Origin of the sequence: Streptomyces sp. NPDC046876 (assembly GCF_040645035.1) — a bacterium.
Classification (GTDB): Bacteria; Actinomycetota; Actinomycetes; order Streptomycetales; family Streptomycetaceae; genus Streptomyces.
Window position 1 is genome coordinate 21,742 of sequence record NZ_JBEYXK010000021.1, and the last position, 19,111, is coordinate 40,852.

Annotated in this window: 17 protein-coding genes; 10 read left to right on the top strand and 7 right to left on the bottom strand. The window is 74.4% G+C overall.

What is annotated here, in order from left to right:
• Positions 1 to 54: 54 nt before the first annotated feature.
• Entirely contained in the window at positions 55 to 816 is a 762-nt protein-coding gene (locus tag ABZ924_RS14735; protein ID WP_361908395.1) for an SDR family NAD(P)-dependent oxidoreductase, read from the top strand.
• A gap of 37 nt (positions 817 to 853) precedes the next feature.
• Here ABZ924_RS14735 and ABZ924_RS14740 read toward each other — a convergent pair whose 3' ends face one another.
• Together ABZ924_RS14740 and ABZ924_RS14745 are read right to left on the bottom strand one after the other, a co-directional pair.
• Complete coding sequence (locus tag ABZ924_RS14740) at positions 854 to 2,806, bottom strand: hypothetical protein (RefSeq protein ID WP_361908398.1); 1,953 nt, start codon at positions 2,804 to 2,806, stop codon at positions 854 to 856.
• A 129-nt stretch (positions 2,807 to 2,935) separates the two neighbouring features.
• Positions 2,936 to 3,931 (bottom strand): WYL domain-containing protein, encoded by a 996-nt coding sequence (locus ABZ924_RS14745; protein WP_361908400.1) that lies wholly within the window; start codon positions 3,929 to 3,931, stop codon positions 2,936 to 2,938.
• A 111-nt stretch (positions 3,932 to 4,042) separates the two neighbouring features.
• On the opposite strand from ABZ924_RS14745, the gene ABZ924_RS14750 reads away from it, so the two are divergent.
• On the top strand, positions 4,043 to 4,753 hold the full coding sequence (locus ABZ924_RS14750; protein WP_361908403.1) for an NAD(P)-binding domain-containing protein: 711 nt from the start codon (positions 4,043 to 4,045) through the stop codon (positions 4,751 to 4,753).
• Between the two features lie 3 nt (positions 4,754 to 4,756).
• Positions 4,757 to 6,052: a winged helix DNA-binding domain-containing protein gene (locus ABZ924_RS14755; protein ID WP_361908406.1), complete on the top strand. Its 1,296-nt coding sequence runs from the start codon at positions 4,757 to 4,759 to the stop codon at positions 6,050 to 6,052.
• Here the strand turns inward: ABZ924_RS14755 and ABZ924_RS14760 are convergent.
• Both ABZ924_RS14760 and sigJ read right to left on the bottom strand, forming a co-directional pair.
• Complete coding sequence (locus tag ABZ924_RS14760) at positions 6,049 to 6,516, bottom strand: MarR family winged helix-turn-helix transcriptional regulator (protein WP_361908409.1); 468 nt, start codon at positions 6,514 to 6,516, stop codon at positions 6,049 to 6,051. The genes ABZ924_RS14755 and ABZ924_RS14760 overlap by 4 nt on opposite strands.
• Positions 6,517 to 6,604: 88 nt before the next feature.
• A complete protein-coding gene (sigJ, locus tag ABZ924_RS14765; RefSeq protein ID WP_361908411.1) occupies positions 6,605 to 7,483 on the bottom strand; it encodes an RNA polymerase sigma factor SigJ in 879 nt (292 codons plus the stop codon).
• Positions 7,484 to 7,736: 253 nt separating this feature from the next.
• Here sigJ and ABZ924_RS14770 point away from each other — a divergent pair, with 253 nt between their 5' ends.
• The 5 genes from ABZ924_RS14770 (at position 7,737) to ABZ924_RS14790 (ending at position 13,116) form a co-directional block, all read left to right on the top strand.
• Entirely contained in the window at positions 7,737 to 8,651 is a 915-nt protein-coding gene (locus ABZ924_RS14770) for an amidohydrolase family protein (RefSeq protein WP_361908414.1), read from the top strand.
• 73 nt (positions 8,652 to 8,724) lie between these two features.
• On the top strand, positions 8,725 to 9,399 hold the full coding sequence (locus ABZ924_RS14775; RefSeq protein ID WP_361908417.1) for a hypothetical protein: 675 nt from the start codon (positions 8,725 to 8,727) through the stop codon (positions 9,397 to 9,399).
• 83 nt (positions 9,400 to 9,482) lie between these two features.
• Complete coding sequence (locus tag ABZ924_RS14780) at positions 9,483 to 10,298, top strand: class I SAM-dependent methyltransferase (RefSeq protein WP_361908420.1); 816 nt, start codon at positions 9,483 to 9,485, stop codon at positions 10,296 to 10,298.
• Between the two features lie 149 nt (positions 10,299 to 10,447).
• A complete protein-coding gene (locus tag ABZ924_RS14785; protein ID WP_361908422.1) occupies positions 10,448 to 11,839 on the top strand; it encodes a GH1 family beta-glucosidase in 1,392 nt (463 codons plus the stop codon).
• Positions 11,836 to 13,116 (top strand): MFS transporter, encoded by a 1,281-nt coding sequence (locus tag ABZ924_RS14790; RefSeq protein ID WP_361908425.1) that lies wholly within the window; start codon positions 11,836 to 11,838, stop codon positions 13,114 to 13,116. Before ABZ924_RS14785 ends, ABZ924_RS14790 begins: the two co-directional genes overlap by 4 nt.
• 24 nt (positions 13,117 to 13,140) lie before the next feature.
• Here ABZ924_RS14790 and ABZ924_RS14795 read toward each other — a convergent pair whose 3' ends face one another.
• The 3 genes from ABZ924_RS14795 to ABZ924_RS14805 all read right to left on the bottom strand — a co-directional run bounded on the left by ABZ924_RS14795 (position 13,141) and on the right by ABZ924_RS14805 (position 15,068).
• The gene (locus ABZ924_RS14795) at positions 13,141 to 13,926 is read right to left on the bottom strand and encodes a hypothetical protein (protein ID WP_361908427.1); all 786 of its coding nucleotides are present in this window, start codon (positions 13,924 to 13,926) and stop codon (positions 13,141 to 13,143) included.
• An 84-nt stretch (positions 13,927 to 14,010) separates the two neighbouring features.
• A complete protein-coding gene (locus tag ABZ924_RS14800) occupies positions 14,011 to 14,664 on the bottom strand; it encodes a hypothetical protein (protein WP_361908430.1) in 654 nt (217 codons plus the stop codon).
• A 167-nt stretch (positions 14,665 to 14,831) separates the two neighbouring features.
• Positions 14,832 to 15,068: a chaplin gene (locus ABZ924_RS14805; RefSeq protein WP_361908433.1), complete on the bottom strand. Its 237-nt coding sequence runs from the start codon at positions 15,066 to 15,068 to the stop codon at positions 14,832 to 14,834.
• A gap of 175 nt (positions 15,069 to 15,243) precedes the next feature.
• On the opposite strand from ABZ924_RS14805, the gene ABZ924_RS14810 reads away from it, so the two are divergent.
• Positions 15,244 to 16,533 carry a pyroglutamyl peptidase gene (locus tag ABZ924_RS14810; RefSeq protein ID WP_361908436.1) on the top strand — a complete coding sequence of 430 codons (1,290 nt, stop codon included), beginning with the start codon at positions 15,244 to 15,246 and terminating at the stop codon, positions 16,531 to 16,533.
• 208 nt (positions 16,534 to 16,741) lie between these two features.
• Positions 16,742 to 19,108 (top strand): Orn/Lys/Arg decarboxylase N-terminal domain-containing protein, encoded by a 2,367-nt coding sequence (locus ABZ924_RS14815; protein ID WP_361908439.1) that lies wholly within the window; start codon positions 16,742 to 16,744, stop codon positions 19,106 to 19,108.
• The last annotated feature ends 3 nt before the right edge of the window (positions 19,109 to 19,111 follow it).

Sequence of the window (19,111 nt, forward strand, 5' to 3'; positions counted from 1 at the left end):
GCACGGCCGGCGCGGCCACGCGGTGATCCTGCTCTGCGCGAGGGAGTCTGCTTCATGGTCGGGAAACTCGAGGAGACCGTAGCCCTGGTGACGGGGGCGTCCAGCGGCATCGGACGCGCCACGGCCCTGGAGCTCGCGCGCGAGGGCGCCGCGGTGGCGCTGGTAGGGCGGCGCGAGGACCGGCTGATGGATCTGGCGGCGGAGATCGACGGCGCGGGCGGCACCAGCCTGGTCGTGGCGGTCGACGTCAGCGACGAGGCGGGCGCGGCCGAGGCGGTGCACCGTACCGTCGAGGCGCTCGGGCGGCTGGACACGCTGGTGAACAACGCGGGCCTGATGCTGCTCGGCCCGGCCCCGGGAGCGGATCTGGCGGACTGGCGGCGCATGGTCGACACCAACCTCCTGGGCCTGATGTTCTGTACGCACGCGGCGGTCCCGCACCTGGTCAAGGCGGCTGCCGCGGGGCCGAGACAGGTCGCCGACGTGGTCAACGTGGGCTCGCTGTCGGGCCGGATGGCCTTCGGGATGTCCGCGGTGTACTGCGCCACCAAGTTCGGTGTCGGCGCCTTCAGCGAGGCGCTGCGCCAGGAGCTGGCGCTCCAGCACGTCCGCGTGTCCGTGGTGGAGCCGGGAAGCGTCGACACCGAGCTGCGCGGGCACAACCCGCAGGCGGTGCAGGAGCTGCTCGCGTCGCACCTCGGCCGGATCGAGCGCCTCGGCAGCGAGGACGTCGCCGAGGCGATCGGCTACATCGTGACCCGCCCCCGGCACGTCGCCCTGGCCGAGCTCCTGATCCGCCCCACCGAACAGGTCTGAGACGGCGCCCCCGCCGAACCCGGGGGCGCCGTCCTCGCTACGGGGCCGCCGGCAGCGGCGGGGTGGGCAGCGGGCTGCCGTCGCGGGCGGCCGCGGTCATCACCAGCAGGGCGTCGGTCCAGCCGAGCGGGGCCACGGACGACGGGTTGCCGGACCCGTTGACGGTTTCGGGGAGTTCGCCCAGGCCGTTGCGCTTGGACAGCACCCAGTCCAGCACCCGGTCGGCCTTGGCCGCGTCGGCGCCGCCCAGGTGCGCCCAGGTCAGCGCGAAGAAGGTGGTGCTGGCGGTCCAGGCGTACGAACCCCAGCTGAATCCGGGGTCGTTGCCGGGCGAGAGCCCCCCGTTCGGCAGCAGCAGCGCCTGGTACGTGGAGTCCAGTGCGGCCCGCAGGCCGGCCGGGGCCGGGTTGAACGGGGGCCCCATGAACGCCGCCGCGCTGTCGCGGCCGTGGGCGCCGTCGGCGGTGCGCGGGTAGCCGCGCGGGGCGAAGGAGGCGGCGATACCGCCGGCGAGCTTCCGGGCCGCCGCGGTCCAGCGGTCCGCGTCCTCGCTGCGGCCGAGCCGGGTGGCGAGGTCGGCGGCCGCGTCGAGGCCGGCGAGCAGCGGTGCGGCCGTGCCGATGTTGGGGGCGTCCGTCGGCAGTTCCCAGTAGTCGGGGGAGGCGGGCGGCAGCCCGTCGGCGGTGAGGGAGCCGGCGGCGCGGTCGGCCGCCCCGGCGACCATCGGGTACAGCGCCCGCAGCCGTTCGTCCCGGTCGCCGCCCGGTGCCTGCCGGTACCACTGCCAGGTGGCCCAGGGCACCCAGCCGTTGGCGTCGAGCTGCCACTTCCGGTCGTCCGGGGGTCCGCTGCCGTCGAGCTTCGTACGGGCCTCCCAGGTCCCGTCGGCGCGTTGCGTGCCGGCGTCGTACGTGAGGATGCGGTACGCCTCCTCGTCGTGGCCGGTGGCCGCGAAGGCCACGGCGGCGAAGGCCCCGTCCCGCGGCCACGAGTACTCCCAGGCCGGTGACCAGCCTGCGGCGAAGGCCCCGTTGGGGCGCAGCAGGGCCCGCATCGACAGCAGCGCCCGTTGTACGGCGGCCCGCCGGGCCGGGTCCGTGCCGGGTACGCGGCCTGCGGCCAGCCAGGCGCGGCTCTCGTCGATCCGGGCGAGCGCGCCGGGGTCGTCGGCGGGGACGACCGCCGACGCGGAGGCGCCGGAGGGCAGGTGGCGCCAGCGGCCGGACGGCAGGCGCAGGACGTTGCTGCCTTCGACGTAGGAGGCGCCGACCGCGAAGGAGGGTGCGACGGCCTCGACGGCGGTGCCGTTGGAGAGGAGTCCGGCGGTGCGGGCGGCGAGTGCGGTGGCGGGCACGTAGCACGGCTCGCTCTCGCCGCAGCGCGCGCTGCCGGCGGGGTTGACGTGGAAGGCGAGTCGGTTGGTCTCGGCGTGCCAGCCGCCCCAGTACGCCTTGTCGTAGTTCCAGCTGGTCAGCGAGGCGGGTACCGGGTTCTTGGTGCCGTACCAGGCGATGGCCTTGTTCTCGGTGGTGGTGGCCTGGAGGTGCAGGTAGTAGGAGGTGCCCGGGGTGACGTCGGCGGTCAGCGGAAACTCCAGCCAGCCGGCTCCGGCCCCGCCGAGCGAGGCCAGGGTGACGGTGCGGGTGGCGAGTGCGGTCGCGGGGTCCGCCTTGTCGCGGCGGATCTGCGCGGTGATGCTGCCGGTGGCGGCGGCGCTGGCGAGGTAGACGCTGATGCGGGAGATCCGGCTGCTGGCGACGGTGAACGCTTGGGCGGCCGCGTTGTTCGTGGACTTCACGCTGAACAGGGCGGTCCCGTGCTGGGGCTGGCCGTCGTACGGGGTGGCCGCGGCGGCCGGCGCCGGGGCGGAGGGGGCCACGGCGGGGGCGGCCGGTGGGGCGGGTGCGCCGGGCGCGGCCGGCGCCGCCAGCAGCGTCGCGGACAGCAGGGCGGGGAGCACGGCAGGGAGGACGCCCGTCGGGTACGGCATGTGGTGCGGCCCTTCCTCTGGCGGGGAGTGGGCTCACCACTGTGCCCGCCGCGTACCCCGGCGGGGCGCCGGCCGGGCGTGTCCCACCCGCGGAGGGCGGTGATTCCATCCGATGGTGTGACGCGCCCGTCAGGAGCCGTCCTCCTCGGCGGCGTTCGAGCGTCCCGTGGCGTGCAGCAGGCACCGGGCGGTGGCGTGCAGGTGGTCGAGGACGTCGGGGTCGGCGTCGAGGGTGTAGGACCAGTCGGAGCCCAGGCCGGCCAGGGTCCGTGCGATGCGGGTGAGGGAGTCGTCGGAGGCGTCGACGAGGCAGGTGTCCGCGTCGAGCGGGCGGATGCGGCCGACCAGGCCCCGGGTCCGGGCGCGGATGCGGTCGGCGGGGGCGCGGACGGTGGCCAGGGCCCGGTGGCGGGTGGGCGCGGCGGACAGGCGGGCGGCGACGAAGGCCGCGGGGTCGTCGCCGGGCACGGGCCGCGGCGGGACGCGGCGGCCGGTCGGGGTGGGGCGGGTGATGCGGTCGAGGCGGAAGAGGCGCCAGTCGGACCGCTCGGTGTCGTGGGCGAGGAGGTACCAGAGGTCGCCGGAGGCCACGAGGTGGCAGGGCTCGGCGCGCCGTGCGGCGGCGGCGCCCTGGCGGGTGGTGTAGTCGAAGGCGATCACCTCGTGGTCTCGGCAGGCGGTGGCGAGGGCCGCCAGGAGGGCCGGGTCCGCCCGGGGCCCGCGGGTCTCCCAGGCGATACCGGTGAGGGAGCCCTGCAGGGCGGTGACCCGGCCGCGCAGCCGGCGCGGGAGGACCTGTTCGAGCTTGGCCAGGGCCCGCAGCGCGGTCTCCTCGATGCCGGTCAGGCCGCCGGCGGCGGTGCTCAGGGCCACCGCGACGGCCACGGCCTCGTCGTCCTCCAGGAGCAGCGGCGGCAGGTCGGTGCCGGAGGCGAGGCGGTAGCCGCCGGCGTGGCCGCGGGCGCTCTCGACGGGGTAGCCCAGGTGGCGCAGCCGGTCCATGTCGCGGCGCACCGTGCGGACGGTCACCTCCAGGCGTTCGGCCAGGTCGGTGCCCGACCACTCCCGCCGGGTCTGCAGCAGGGACAGCAGCCGCAGCATGCGGGCGGTCATCTCGCTCGTCATGCGGTCCACTCTGCCCGAGTCAAAGGACAGCTGCTGTCCTGAAAGGCCCCTACCGTGGACGAGGTCCGCACGAACAAACAGGGCGGAAAGCAACGAAAGCGGAGGTTTCCCATGAAGATCGCAGTGCTCGGTACCGGCGGCGGTGGCCGCGCGCACGCCGCCAGGCTGGTGGAGCTCGGCCACGAGGTGTTCGTCGGCACCCGCGACCCCGAGGCCACCCTGGCCCGGACCGAGCCGGACATGATGGGCAACGTGCCCTTCGGGAACTGGCTGGCCGAACACCCCGGCGTGACGCTGCTGACGTTCGGCGAGGCCGCGGCCGCCGCTGACGAGGTGGTCATCAGCGGCATCGACGGGCACAGCGCCGTCGCCGCCCTGTCGGCCATCGCGGAGCCCCTCGCGGGCAAGACGCTGATCGACTACGGCGTCCCGTACGTCTACAACCCCGATGCCGAGCACCCCTGGCCCACCCCGTGGGGCGTCATGCCGAAGCTGGACCCCTGCGACACCGACAGCCTCGGGGAGCGGATCCAGCGCGCCCTGCCGCGGACGAAGGTGGTCAAGGCCTTCGTGACGCAGGAGCAGGAGACCGTCGTCGACCCGGCGGCCGTCTCCGGCGAGCACACCATGTTCGTCGCCGGCGAGGACGACGCTGCCAAGCAGCACGCCAAGGACCTGCTGGAGGCGTACGGCTGGAGCGACGTCCTCGACCTGGGCCCGCTGGTCTGCGCCCGCGGCATGGAGATGTACGCCCATCTGCACAGCGCGATCGGCTTCGCCCTGGGCTTCGGCACCCCGTTCGGCATCAAGGTCGTGCGCTGACCCATGGCCGAGCCCTTGTCCGCCCCTCTGTCCGCGCCCCTGTCCGCGCCCCTGCCCGCGCCCCTGCCCCTCCCCTCTCGCCTCCCCCGCATCACCGGCGCCGAGCGGCGCGCCCGCCTCGTGCAGCGGCACCGGCTCGCGCCCTCCCTGCGGGTGGAGAGCGCCGAGGCGGTGGCGCAGGCCCTGGTCGGCCTGCACGCGACCGACCCCGCGACCGTGTTCCTCGCCGCGGCCGCCCGGATGCAGGCCCCGACCCCGGCCGCCATCGACCGCTCCCTGTACGACACGGGTGGCGCGGCCGGCGGCCCCGTCCTGGAGCGGATCCGCTGCATGCGCCGCACCATGTTCGTCGTCCCGGCGGACCTGGCCCCGGCCGTGCAGTCCGCCACCACGGGCCCGGCCGCCGGACGCCACCGCACCGAGACCGCCGCCCGGCTGCACCGGGAGCTCGGCTGGGACGAGCAGCGCTGTGCGGCCGTGGAGCGGGCGGTGCTCGAGGCGATCGCGGCGCGCGGCCGGGCCACCGCCGCACAGCTCGCCGCCGACGTCCCCGCGCTGCGCGAGCAGTTGGTGGTCTCGCCCGGCAAGCCGTACGAGTCCCGCCAGCGGGCCGGTACGCCGGTCCTCGGCGTACTCGCCGCCGAGGGCCGGATCCGGCGGGACCGGCCGGCCGGCTCCTGGACCTCCATGCAGTTCCACTGGGCGCCGGCCCGGCCGCTGCCGCGCCTACCCGCCGCCGAGGCGCGGGCCGTGCTGGCCCGGCACTACCTGGGGGCGTTCGGCCCCGTCACGGTGGACGACATGAAGTGGTGGACCGGCTGGACGCTGACCGACACCCGCAAGGCCCTCGCCGCCACCGCGGCCGTGGCCGTCGCCCTCGACGACTCCCCCGCCCCCGGCTACCTGCTGCCCGAGGACCTGGACGCCCCGCACCCGGCCGCCGTCGAGCCCGCGGCCGCGCTGCTGCCCGGCCTGGACCCGACGGCCATGGGCTGGCGGCACCGCGCCTGGTACCTCGACCCCGAGCACACCGCGGAGCTTTTCGACCGCAGCGGCAACATAGGCCCCACCGTGTGGTGGAACGGCCGCATCATCGGCTCCTGGGCCCAGGCCGCGGACGGCCGGATCCACCACCACCTGCTGACCGACCCCGGCCGCGAGGCCCGCGCCGCCGTGGAGGCGGAGACCGCCCGCCTGACCGCCTTCCTCGGCGACACCCGCGTCACCGCGTGCTACCGCACCCCCCTGGAACGGCACCTGGCCGCCCGCACGGGCACACCCGCGACCACAGCCCCCTAGACGAATGCGCTGCCGGTGTTGTGCAGCATCCGGCGCAGGACCTTCAAGGTGGTGACGTAGTCGGCGTCGTCGATGCCCTCGTGGATCCGCTCGCGGATCGCGGGGGCGTGCTGCTTGAGGCCGGCGCGGGCCGCCTCGCCCTCCTCGGTGATCCACAGCCGCTGCTCGCCGTCGCGGGTCAGCCAGCCGCGCTCCAGCATGACCTCGGCCTCGGCGTCCAGGTCGTCCTCCGGGCGCAGGTAGCTGCTCATGGCCCGGCGCAGTTCGGCGACGGTCATGCCGCGGCCGTCGGCCGAGAGGTCGTCCCGCGAGAGGTTGCGCAGCACCCAGTACTGGGGCTGGGTGAAGCCGAGTTCGGCCTGCCGGTCGCGGGTGAACGCGATGAGCGCCTCGTAGGCCAGTCCGGTCCAGTACGCCGCCGGCTGGGCTGCGAGTTCGGCGTCGGAGATCTGTCGGGTCGTCATGTCGGCCCCCTGTGGGTGATCGTCGGTGCGATGCGGCCACCGTAGGACCTGGAGTTTGGTTGAGGTCAAGGAGCGGCCGGGGCGCACGTCAGGGTCGGAGGCCGCCGAGCTTGTCGGGGTTGATCCGGAAGCGGAGGTTGCGCAGCAGACCGTGCTCGATGTCGAAGGTGAGGGCGCCCATGGGCGTGCCGCCCTGGAGGTAGAGGACGCCCAGCCCGCCGTTGATGACGGCGGGTTCGGCGGCGGCGCCGGCCATCTGGGGCTGGGTGTGGACGCCCAGCAGCCGGCGGGCGACGTTGGAGGCGCCGTGGAGCGGGCGGCGCGCGGCGCTGACCTTGCCGCCGCCGTCGGACCAGGCGGTGATCTCGGGGGCGAGCAGTTCCATCCCCGCGTTCAGGTCGCCGCGGGCGCAGGCGCGCAGGAAGCGGGCGGTGATCTCCTCGCGCTGCGCCGCGTCGGTGTCGAAGCGCGGGCGGCCGGCCCGGACGTGGTGACGGGCGCGGTGGGAGATCTGCCGGACCGTCGCCTCCGGCCGGTCGAGGACCTCGCCGATCTCGGCGTGGGAGTAGCCGAAGACCTCGCGCAGGACGAAGACCGCGCGCTCGACGGGGGTGAGCGTCTCCAGGACGACGAGCACGGCGGTCGAGACGCTGTCGGCCCGTTCGGCCTCCTCGGCGGTGTCGGGTGCGGTGAGGAGGGGCTCGGGCAGCCACGGCCCCACGTAATCCTCGCGGGTGGCCCGCGGCGAGGTGAGGCGGTTCAGGGCCAGGTTGGTCACCGTCCGCACCAGGTAGGACTTGGGGTGGCGGACCTCGGACCGGTCCTCCTTGCTCCAGGCCGGCCAGGCGTCCTGGAGGATGTCCTCGGCGTCGGTGACGGTACCCGTCATCCGGTACGCGGTGGCGAAGAGCAGCCGCCGGTGCGCGAGGAAGGGGTCGTCCTGCGGTGCGGTATCGCCGGCGATCACCGACGTATCGTGCCCGGGGGCGGGGGTGTTCACAAGGCTCGCCCGCGCGGAGCGGCAGCTCACCGCCGAGGGGCCGGACGGGTGGATCGGCGGCGGCAGCCCTCGCGGGCGCTGGCGGCCGGCGGCGCCGTGGACTGTCATGGACTGCGGCCGCCCCGCCGCAGCCCCGTCCGCCGCGCACCGGCCGACGACCCGCCCGCAGGACGGAGCAAGGAGATGCGAAGCGCACATGTACGCGTGCTCACGTATCGACGTGCATCAGCACGTCATCCCGCCTGACCGCAGCCGCGCGATCGCCGACCGCGCCGCCGCTCTCGGCTGGCCCGTGCCCGCCTGGGACACGCAGGGCGCGATCGCCATGATGGACCGCCGCTCGATCGCCACCGGCATCCTGTCGTACGCCGCTCCGCTCGCGGGCCCCGATGACGGGGCGGCAGCCCGCGCCGCGGCCCGGGACGTGAACGAGTTCACCGCCGAGCTGGTCAAGGACCGGCCCGACCGCTTCGGCCACTTCGCCGTCCTTCCCCTGCCGGACGTGGACGGGGCGCTGGCCGAGGCCGTCCACGCCCTGGACGAGCTGGGCGCCGACGGCGTGATGGTCCTGTCCAACGCCCACGGACACTACCTCGGCGAACGCGAGTTCGAGCCGCTCTGGGCCGAGTTGGACGCGCGCGCCGCGGTGGTCCTGGTCCACCCCACCGCGCCGCCGGGCGCGATGGTCCCCGGCCTGCCCAGCCCGCTGGTGGACTTCCCGTACGACACCGCCCGCACCGCCCTGCACCTGGCGGTCGCCGGTGTCCCGGGCCGCTACCCCCGGCTGAAGCTGATCCTTCCCCACGCGGGCGGCTTCCTGCCGTACGCCGCCCACCGCTTCGCGGCCGCCGCCCGCCTGCGTCCGGGCACCACGTCGGAGGACCTCCTGGCCGAGCTGCGGCGCTTCTACTTCGACACGGCGTTCTGCGCGGGCCCCGCCTCGCTGCCCTCGCTCCTCGCCTTCGCCGCGCCCGGTCACCTCCTGTACGGCAGCGACTTCCCCATGGTGCCCGAGGAGTGGTGCAGCGGCTTCGACGACGGGCTGGACGGCTACCCGCACTGGGAGGACGGGCAGCTCCACGCCGTCCACCGCGGCAACGCCGAACGCCTCATCCCCCGCCTCGCCCGCCGCTGACGGCAGCCACACGACGCCGGCCGTAGGCTGGTGGTCGGTCAGCAGCCGCCACTGCAGGAGGAGTACGGACACCATGGCGATCCACCACCCGGGCCGACCCGAGGACCTGCCCGCAGCGGACGTGCTGTGGGCGCGGTGGGCGCTGGTCGCCGTGCTGAGGGCGCACACCGGGGACGAGGGCCGCGGGGGCCACCGCACGGGCACCTGGATCGACGGGGAGGGGCTCCACCTCGACGACAGCGGCTGCACGTGGTGGACCCTGGCCCCGAGGGGCGAGGGCCGCTTCGTGCTCTACGGGGAGGACGAGTCGAGCAGCGTCAAGTGGCACGAGCCGCCCGTCGACATGCTCGCGCAGGGGCCCGAGTGGCTCCCGTACGAGGAGCTGCGCGACTACCTCGAAGGCGCGCAGCTGGGCTGCGTGTACTGGTACGAGAACGGCTCCTGGGCCCGCGCCCCGTACCCGGAGGACCTGGAGGACGACGGGCTGGAGTGCGGCATGGGCCGCTACGTGCACGACAAGGAGCTCCTGTCCTGGGAGCTGGACACCGCCGGCCCGGCCGCGGCGGAGCTGCTGGCCGCCGCGGAAGGCCGCCGGCTGACCCCGCAGGCCCTGGAGGAGCTGGTGCACGGGGGCGGGACCTCGTACCGATGGGACCTGCCGGCGATGCTGCGCGCGCTGGCGCTGACCGGCCTCTCGGCCCGCGCCGCCGAACCCGCCCCGGACCCGGACCCCGACCCGGTGCTGTGACGCCCTCGGCCTGCCGCGGTTCGGGCGGCCACCCGGGCGTGCCGCCCGGGCAGCCGGTCCCACCGGGCGGATAGTGGGGAGGTGTGAGCAACGGTGCAGAGGATCGAGAGCGGCACGCCGAGGGCGGTACCTGGTCCGGGGCGGACGGGGCGCAGGCGTTCGCGGCGGTGGAGGCGGCCACGGACTGGCTGTTGGGGTACCCGTTCGTGTTCGCGGCGCTGGCCCGCCGCACCGGCGGGACCGGCGGGACGGCCGGGACCCCCGGGGACCTGACCCTGGTGGACTACGGGTGCGGGCCGGGCGGGGTGGCCGACCGGGCGGCGCGCGAGCTGGGCGTGCGGGTGGTGGGGGTCGACGCCTCCCCCGAGATGCTGGCGCTGGCCCGGGCCGGTGCCCCCGCGGTGGCCGAGTACCACCTCGTCGAGGACGGCCGGGTGACCGGGCTGCCGGACGAGTGCGCCGACGCGGTGATGTGCAACCACGTGCTGGCCTCCCTGCCGACGCAGGAGGCGGTGCTCGCGGTGTTCACCGAGATCCGGCGGCTGCTGCGGCCCGGGGGGCTGCTCGTGCTGCTGACGACGGACCCGGACTGCGCGGGCCTGGAGTACGCCTCGCTGCGGATCGGCGGGACGGGGGACGGGGCGCTGCGGCCGGACGAGGAGCTGACCCTGCGGCTGCGGCGCACCGACGGCTCCTGGCAGGAGGTGCACAACCACGCCTGGCCGGTGAGCGTGCTGCCGGAGCTGCTGGAGCACTCCGGGTTCCGGGCGGTGGTGCAGGAGCGGCCGACCGTGGACGAGGCGGCCGCCCTCGCCGACCCGGCCCTCGTGGCGGCGTACGACTGGACCGCCGAGCGGGCCCGGCCGCCGCTGGTGGTCACCACCGCCCTGGCGGGGTGAGGGCGCGCGGATAAAACTTGAGGATTGTTCACTTTCCATTGACAGGGCGGGCTCCCGGGGCCAACAGTGCGGTCAGTACCGCGCTCGACCGCACGCGCGCCGCCCCGCCGCGTCGGCTCCGCGCGCCCCCGCGACCGAAGTGAGCCCGTATGACTGCGTCCGTCCCCGCGCCGCTGCCCGTGTTCCCCGCCGACTTCCTGTGGGGCGTCTCCGCCTCCGCCTTCCAGATCGAGGGCTCGCCGGCGGCCGACGGCCGCGGCCCCTCGTCCTGGGACGCCTTCACCGGCGAACCGGGCAGGATCAAGGACGGCTCGCACGCGGACGTGGCCACCGACCACTACCGCCGCTACCGCGAGGACGTGGCGCTGATGGCCGGACTCGGCGTCGGGGCCTACCGGTTCTCGGTCTCCTGGTCGCGGATCCTGCCGGAGGGCCGGGGGCAGGCCAACCCCAAGGGGCTGGACTTCTACGACCGGCTCGTCGACGAGCTGTGCGCCCGAGGGATCGCCCCGGTGCCCACCCTCTTCCACTGGGACACCCCGCTCGCCCTGGAGGAGCGCGGCGGCTGGCTCTCCCGGGACACCGCCGAGCGCTTCGCCGAGTACGCCGCCGTGGTGGCGGGGCGGCTCGCCGACCGGATCCCGATGTGGATCACCATCAACGAGCCCGCGGAGGTCACCCTCCTCGGCTACGGGCTCGGGGAGCACGCCCCGGGCAAGAGCCTCGTCTTCGACGCCCTGCCCGCGGCCCACCACCAACTGCTCGCCCACGGCCTGGGAGTCCAGGCCCTGCGGGCCGCGGGCGCCCGCCGGATCGGCATCGCCGCCTCGCACAGCCCCGTGTGGACCGCGGGCGACAGCGAGGCCGACCGCGGCGCCGCCGAGCTGTACGACCTGCTCACCAACCGCCTGTTCGCCGATCCGGTCCTGACCGGCACCTACCCGGACGAGGGGCTGGCCGCGCTGCTGCCGGGCCCGGTGGCGGAGGACCTCCGGACCATCTCCGCCCCGCTGGACTGGTACGGGATCAACTACTACAACCCGATGCTCGTCGGCGCCCCGGAGCCGGCCGACACCGCGCCCGGCGGGGCCTTCGGCGGGATCGAGCTGCCGGGCGGCCTGCCGTTCGCGATCCGGGAGATCGAGGCGTGCGAACGGACCGACTTCGGCTGGCCGGTGGTCCCGGACGGCCTGCGCGAACTGCTCGTCGGCATGCACCGGCGCTACGGTGACCGGCTGCCGCCCGTGTACATCACCGAGAACGGCTGCTCGTACGGTGACGGGCCCGACCCGGCGACCGGCCGCATCGCGGACGCGCGGCGGATCGCGTACCACGACGGCCATCTGCGGGCCCTGCACCGGGCGATGGAGGAGGGCGTCGACGTCCGCGGCTACTTCATCTGGTCCATCCTCGACAACTTCGAGTGGGCGGAGGGCTACCGGCAGCGCTTCGGGCTGGTCCACGTCGACTACGAGACGCTGCAGCGGACGCCCAAGGAGTCCTACGCCTGGTACCGCGGCGTGATCAAGAGCGGCAGATGACCGCCGACGGCACGGCGCAGGAGCCGCTGACCGGCAGCGGCAGCGGCAGCGGCAGCGGCAGCGGCAGCGGCCGGCCGGTCCGGGGCGGCTGGGTGGGCGCCCTGTCCCTGGCCAACCTCGGCGTGTGGGTGGGGTGGTTCGGGCCGCTGCAGCTGCTGCTCGCCCGGCAGGCGGAACTCCTCGCCCCGGACCACAAGGCCTCCGCCCTCGCCCTGGTCACGGGCACGGGGGCGGCCGTGTCGATGGTGGCCAACCCGGTCTTCGGCGCGCTCTCCGACCGCACGACGGCGCGGACCGGCCGCCGGATCCCCTGGGTGTTCGGCGGGGTCGCGGGCGGCGCGGGCGGGCTGCTGGTCCTGGCGCGGGCCTCGAGCATCGCGGGCGTGACGGCGGGCTGGTGCCTGGTGCAACTGGCCCTGAACGCCGCCTTCGCCGCGCTGACCGCTGCCGTGCCGGACCAGGTGCCGGCGCGGCAGCGCGGGCTGGTCGGCGGCTGGCTCGGCGTGTCCCAGGTGGCCGGCATCCTGCTCGGGACGGCGCTGGCCACGGCCGCGGGCACCGTCGCCGCCGGCTACGCGGCGTGCGCGGCCTTCGCGGTGCCGGCGGCGCTCCCGTACGTGCTGATGCGGCGCGACACCCGCCTGGACCCCGCGGACCGGCCCGCGTTCCGGCTGCGGGCCTTCCTCGCCGGCTTCGGGATCGACCCGCGCCGGCACCCGGACTTCGGCTGGGCCTGGCTGACCCGGTTCCTGATGAACCTCTCGTACTCGGTGAGCACGATGTACCTGCTGTACTACCTCACCGACGCCGTGCACTACCGGGGCGACGCGGACAAGGGCGTGCTCGTCCTGACGGCCCTCAACGCCTGCACCCTGCTCGCCACGGTGGTCGTGGGCGGGATCCGCTCCGACCGCACGGGCCGGCGGAAGTCGTACGTCGTCGGCTCGGGACTGGTGATCTCGACGGCCACGCTGCTGCTCGCCGTGTGGCAGACCTGGACCGGTGCGATCGTCGCCTCGCTCGTCCTGGGCATCGGCTTCGGCGTCTACACCTCGGTGGACTTCGCCCTGCTCACCGATGTGCTGCCGACCGCCGAGGACCACGGCCGGGACCTCGGCGTCATCAACATCGCCAACGCCCTGCCCCAGGTGCTGGCCCCGGTGATCGCCGCCCCGGTCGTCGCCCGCCTCGGCGGCTACACGGCCCTGTACCTCCTGGCCGCCCTCCTCGCCCTCGCCGGCTCCGTCCTGGTCCGCCGCATCCGCTCGGTGGCCTGAGGTCCCGAGGAAGTGCCCGGCGCATCACTGGCACGTGATCTGGAAGCCTTCGGTGTGTGTCACGCCTTTGGACGGGCCGCTGTCGATGACGAGCGTCACCAGGGCAGTGACCGTGCTCCCGGAAGCCCCGGCCACCGGTGCGGTGAGGGTCACCGTCTTGTTCTCGAAACCCTCCGCGCCGACGAACTCGACCGTCCCTGCGGTCCGCTTTCCAGCCTTCTCCCAGTGGTAATTCACGATTCCCTTGCTGGTGGCCTGGAGGGTGGCGGAGAACGCCACGCCCTTCTTGCAGTCCACCGGTCCGGTCGCGGGCGTCACGGTGACGTCGCCGATGTTCACCCTGACATTGCGCGTCAGCCCGGTCTTCTTGTCCTTCTGGGCGTCCTCCTTGCCGGCCTTCTTGCCCTCCGCGGAACCCTCTGCGAAACCCTTCTCGTAGGCGGGACCGTACGCATCCTTGTAGGCGGCGAGGCCCAACTGCCTGCATTCGTCCTCGGTGATGCCCTGCTGGGACTTCATGACGTCGTCGTAGCTCTTCTTGTAGGCCTCGGCTCGGCCGTCCACACGGCCGTCCTCAAGTCCATCAGCGCTGCCCATTCTGAATCCGAGGCGATGCATGGCGACCTCGTCGCAGTCCACGCGTGTTGTCGTACCGAAGACCGGGCCGGCGACGGCTGCCGGGGTGTAGGTGAGGGCCAGCCCAGCCACCAAGGGCAGTGCGACGACCGGTCGGATCCAGGAGCGACCGCGGGACGCGGCCGCGTGCGAGGTTCTCCGTCGCGTGCTGCGCGCGGGTTCGGGCGTGTTCATGAGTGCTCCTTCGGTCTCACTCTCCTGCGCACCAGTTCCATGGTCCGCCCGTACGGTCGCCCTCGCACGGTTGAGGGAATCCGGTCAGTAGCCGGTCGTGCGCAGCCAGTGCAGGGTCGTGGCGGCTTCCCGGCCGAAGTCCTCGCACAGCGCGAGCAACTCGCGGCCGGCGGGCGAGTCGAGCAGCCCTGCGGCTTCGGGGAGGGCCCTCAGGCCGCTGTGGCAGGCGGATGCGACGGCGTGGCTGCGGGAGGCCAAATAGCCCGCGCCCCTCGGGCGGTCCGCCGCGCCGTCCAGGTACCGGCGGTGGGCGTCCTGCGACGGGTGGTCGTGGAAGGAGTCCTCCACTAGGCCGTCGAGGTACGCCGCCAGTCCGGACACGGCGTCGAGGAAGCGCTCGGCCCCGTCCGGGCCCGGACCGTCGGGCGGCTCACCGAAGGCCGGCAGGGCGGCGATGACCTCCAACTGGACGAGCCGGACGGTGTCCGGGTCTACCTCGGAGGTGAACAGCGGGGCCGTGCACAGCTCGGCGACCGCCTGCGCGTAGGCGCGGTCCGAGGCTTCACCGGGAGGCGCTGCCGCCAGCCGGAACAGCGTCTCCAGCGCTGACGGGTCGACGCCCCACTCCTCGTCCATGTCGAAGGCGAGGACCGGCGCCCGCCACTGCCACAGGGCCAGGGCTGCGGCCTGACGCCGCCGGGCGGGCGTCGGTCCGGCCCACTGCTCGATCTCCGCCACGCCCTTGCTCCGACCCTTCCGGTCCGCTGTTGCCGCACCCGGCCCCTTCGGCCCGCCCCGGAGCAGTGTAGGAGCGGTCGGTGACGTGCGTGTGCGGTGCCGCCGGACGGATCCGGCAGCACCGCACACGGGGTCGGTCAGGTCGGGTCAAGCCCGCTCGGGACCGGTCAGCTGTTGATGCAGACGGTGCCACCCGCCGGGTTCAGTGCACCGATGATGTTGATGCTGTTGCCGCAGACGTTGATCGGGATGTGGATCGGGATCTGGACCACGTTGCCCGAGAGGACGCCCGGCGAACCGATGGCGGTGCCGGTGGCGGTGCTGTCTGCAACAGCGGATCCGACCCCGCCGAGCGTCGCGCAGAGCGCCAGGGTGGCTGCGGCGGCCATGGTACGGATCTTCATGTTGGATCTCCCATCGACTGAGGGGGTGTGCGGGGCCCATCTCATACCAGTACCGAGCAAACTCGGGTGATTCACCCGGTCGTGGGCCGTGTCCGGATCGGATGCGGGCGGGCCGCGGGTGTCTGGTGGGGGTGGCGAGGCCTATGTAATGTCACATCGCATGTCCTCTCGCATCATGCCCTTACGGCGTGCCGCATCCGCCGCGGCCCTCCTCGCCACCGTCCTGTCCACGGCTCTCGCCGCCCCCGCGTACGCCGACGCCCGGCCCTCGGACGACGGCGCCACCTGCAGTACCTCGGCCACCGCGCCCCTCGACGCCGAGCAGGCCCGCCTCGGCGACGCCCGGACCACCGCGCTCGTCGAGGGCGCCGGATTCGGGGAGTTCGTCCGCCGCTTCCCCGCCGCCCTGTGCACGGCCCGCCGACCCGCCGACGCCGACCGGCTGCTCGACGCCTGGGGCACCTCCCTGTGGCAGACGGCCGTACGCCGCGCCCAGGGCCGGCGCCCCGGCGGCGACCTCGCCCCCGGCGACGACCGGCCCCTGTACTGGGCCCGCTTGGCCATGACGGCCGCCCTCGCGCGCTGGGAGCCTGCGTTCCCCGTCGACCGCGCCGCCCTGCGCACCCGCTTCGAGGACGCCTCGCGCGGCCTGACCGACAACGCCTTCCGGGGCACGCCCGGCGTCCGGCGGATCTTCATCAGCGGCTTCGACCCCTTCGGGCTCGACGCGGAGCTCCGCCGCGGCAACCCCTCCGGCTCCGCCGCGCTCCGCCTCAACGGCCTGCGCATCACCCTCGCCGACGGCACCCCCGCCGAGATCCGCGCCGTCGTCCTGCCCGTGCGGTACGGGGACTTCGACTCCGGCATCGTCGAGCGGGCCTTCACCCCCCGCCTGGCGGGCGGCAGCCCCGACCGGGCGGACGTCATCACCACCGTCAGCCAGGGCTATCCGGGCCTGTTCACCCTCGAGGACTGGGCCGGCCGGTCCCGCTCGGCGGACCCGTACCCCGACAACACCGGCGCCCTCTCCGGCGGCACCCGCGAGCACCCCGTGACCGCCCCCGGCCTCGGCCCCGGGCCGGAGTTCATCCGCACCACGCTGCCCGCGGACACCGTCACCGCCGCCGTGCAGGCCCCGTACCCGGTGCGCCTGAACTCCGCCGTCACCGAGATACCGGCGGGCGCCGCCGCCCCCGTGGACCGCTCCGACGGGCCGACGCCCGGCTCGCGGGCCGTCGCGGGCGGCGGTGGCGGCTACCTGTCCAACGAGGTGGCGTACCGCTCCAACCGGCTGCGCACCGAGCTCGGCCGCGCCGACGTGCCCGGCGGGCACCTGCACACCCCCGTGCTCACCGGCCTGCCCGCCGATCCGCAAGCGCTGACGGGCCCCGAGTTCGACGAGAACGAGAGCGCGATCGCCGCCGAGGTCCGCGCCGTCCTCGAACACGCCGCCGCCCGTCCCTGATGCCCTGACCTCGCCCGGGAACGTATCCCCCGCCCCGGCCGGCCCTTGGCCCGGCTGTGACGCACGGCGACCGCCCCCGTCAAGGGCGGTCGCCGCCGCTTCCCCCTGCGGGTGAAGCGGGCGCCGACGTTCGCCGTTGGTCCCCGGTGAGCCGCAAGACTGCCCCGCAAGAAGGGCATTTGCACACCGACCACGGAAAGCGGGCTCCATGGGCAACGGCACCGTTCTGCTGGCACTGCGCGAGAACCCCCTGGGCGGCGGCGCCAGCGCCGACCAACTCCGGCGCATCGGGAAGGAACTGGAGAACGAGGGCCTGGAGCTGCGGTGGGCGGCCAACGCCGCCGACGCCCGGGCCGCCCTGCGCACCGAGGCCGGGCTCGCGGCGGCCGTGGTTGCCTGGGACCTCCCGCGCTCCGCCGCCGGCGGCACCGAGGAGGGCGGCGGCGCGGACGTCCTGCGGCACATCGGGCGCCGGTTCAAGAACCTGCCGGTGTTCCTCGTCATGGCGGACGACCACGACCAGGACCTGGAGCGGCTGCCGCTGTGGGTGTCGGAGACCGTGGTCGGCTACATCTGGCCGCTGGAGGACACCCCGGCCTTCATCGCCGGACGCGTCACCACCGCCGCCCGCAACTACCACAAGGACGTCCTGCCGCCCTTCTTCAAGGCCCTGCGCCGCTTCGACGACGCGCACGAGTACTCCTGGCACACCCCTGCCCACTCCGGCGGCGTGGCGTTCCTCAAGTCCCCCGCCGGACGGGCCTTCTTCGACTACTACGGCGAGCGCCTCTTCCGCACCGACCTGTCGATCTCGGTGGGCGAACTGGGCTCCCTCTTCGAGCACAACGGCCCGATCGGCGAGGCCGAGCGCAACGCCGCCCGCGTCTTCGGCTCGGACCGCACCTACTTCGTGCTGCACGGCGACTCCACCGCCGACCGCATGGTGGGCCACTACAGCGTCACCGCCGACGAGATCGCCCTCGTGGACCGCAACTGCCACAAGTCGGTGCTGCACGGTCTGGTGATCTCCGGCGCCCGCCCGGTCTACCTGGTGCCCACCCGCAACGGCTACGGTCTGGCCGGCCCGCTCCCGCCCTGCGAGATCGCCCCCGGGGCCGTCGCGGCCAGGATCGCCGCCAATCCGCTGGCGGCCGGTGCGGTGTCGCGGGACGCACAGTACGCGGTCGTCACCAACTCCACGTACGACGGCCTGTGCTACGACACCCTCGCCGCAGCCCGCGCGTTCGCGGCGAGCACCCCGCGCCTGCACTTCGACGAGGCCTGGTTCGCCTACGCCCGCTTCCACCCCCTGTACGCCGGGCGCTACGGCATGGCCGTCGGCCCGGACACCTTCCCGGACACTGCCACCGCCACCGACACCGCCGCCGGGGACGCGCCCGGCCGCCCCACCGTGTTCGCCACGCAGTCCACGCACAAGCTGCTGGCCGCGCTCTCCCAGTGCGCCATGGTCCACGTCAAGTCCTCGCCGCGGGCCCCGGTCGAACACGAGCGTTTCAACGAGGCGTTCATGATGCACGGCACCACCTCGCCGCTGTACCCGGCGATCGCCTCGCTGGACGTGGCGACCGCGATGATGGACGGGCCGCAGGGGCAGTGGCTGATCGACGAGGCGGTGACGGAGGCGATCCGCTTCCGCCAGGCCGTGGTCCGTACGGCGCGCCGCATCGCGGGGGCCGGGGACCGGCCGCAGTGGTTCTTCGGCGTCTGGCAGCCCGACACCGTCACCGACCCCGCCACCGGCGGGCGCATCCCGTTCGCCGACGCCCCGCCCGCCCTGCTGGCCTCCGAACCGGCGTGCTGGCAGCTCGAACCCGGCGCCGAATGGCACGGCTTCCGCGACCTGACCGACGGCTACTGCCTGCTCGACCCCATCAAGGTCACGCTGACCTGCCCCGGTGTCACGGCCGCCGGCGAGACCGCCGAGTGGGGCATCCCGGCGCGGATCCTGACCGCCTACTTGGCCACCCGCGGCATCGTCGTGGAGAAGACGGACAGCTACACGACGCTGATCCTGTTCTCCATGGGCATCACCAAAGGCAAGTGGGGCACGCTGATGGACGCCCTGATGGACTTCAAGGCCCTGTACGACGCGGACGCGCCGCTGGACCGGGTCCTGCCGGAGCTCGTCGAGCAGTTCCCGCGGCGCTACTCCGGGACCTCGCTGCGCGAGCTGTGCCAGGCGATGCACGAGCACCTGACCGGCTCCGACTTCATCGCGGCCCTCGACACCGCCTTCCAGCAGCTCCCCGAGCCGGTGGCGCCGCCGCAGCACTGCTACCGGCAGCTCATCCGCGGCGCTACGGAGCGGATCCGGCTGAGCGAGGCCGCGGGACGGGTGGCCGCCGCCATGGTGACGGTGACCCCGCCGGGGATCCCGGTGCTGATGCCCGGGGAGTCCATCGGGGCGCCCGGGGGTCCGCTGCTGCGCTACCTGGGCAACCTGGAGGAGTTCGACCGGGCCTTCCCGGGCTTCCACAGCGAGGCGCACGGCGTCACCGTGGATCCGGAGACCGGGGACTACCTGATCGAGTGCGTACGGCGGCCCCGGGACTGAAGC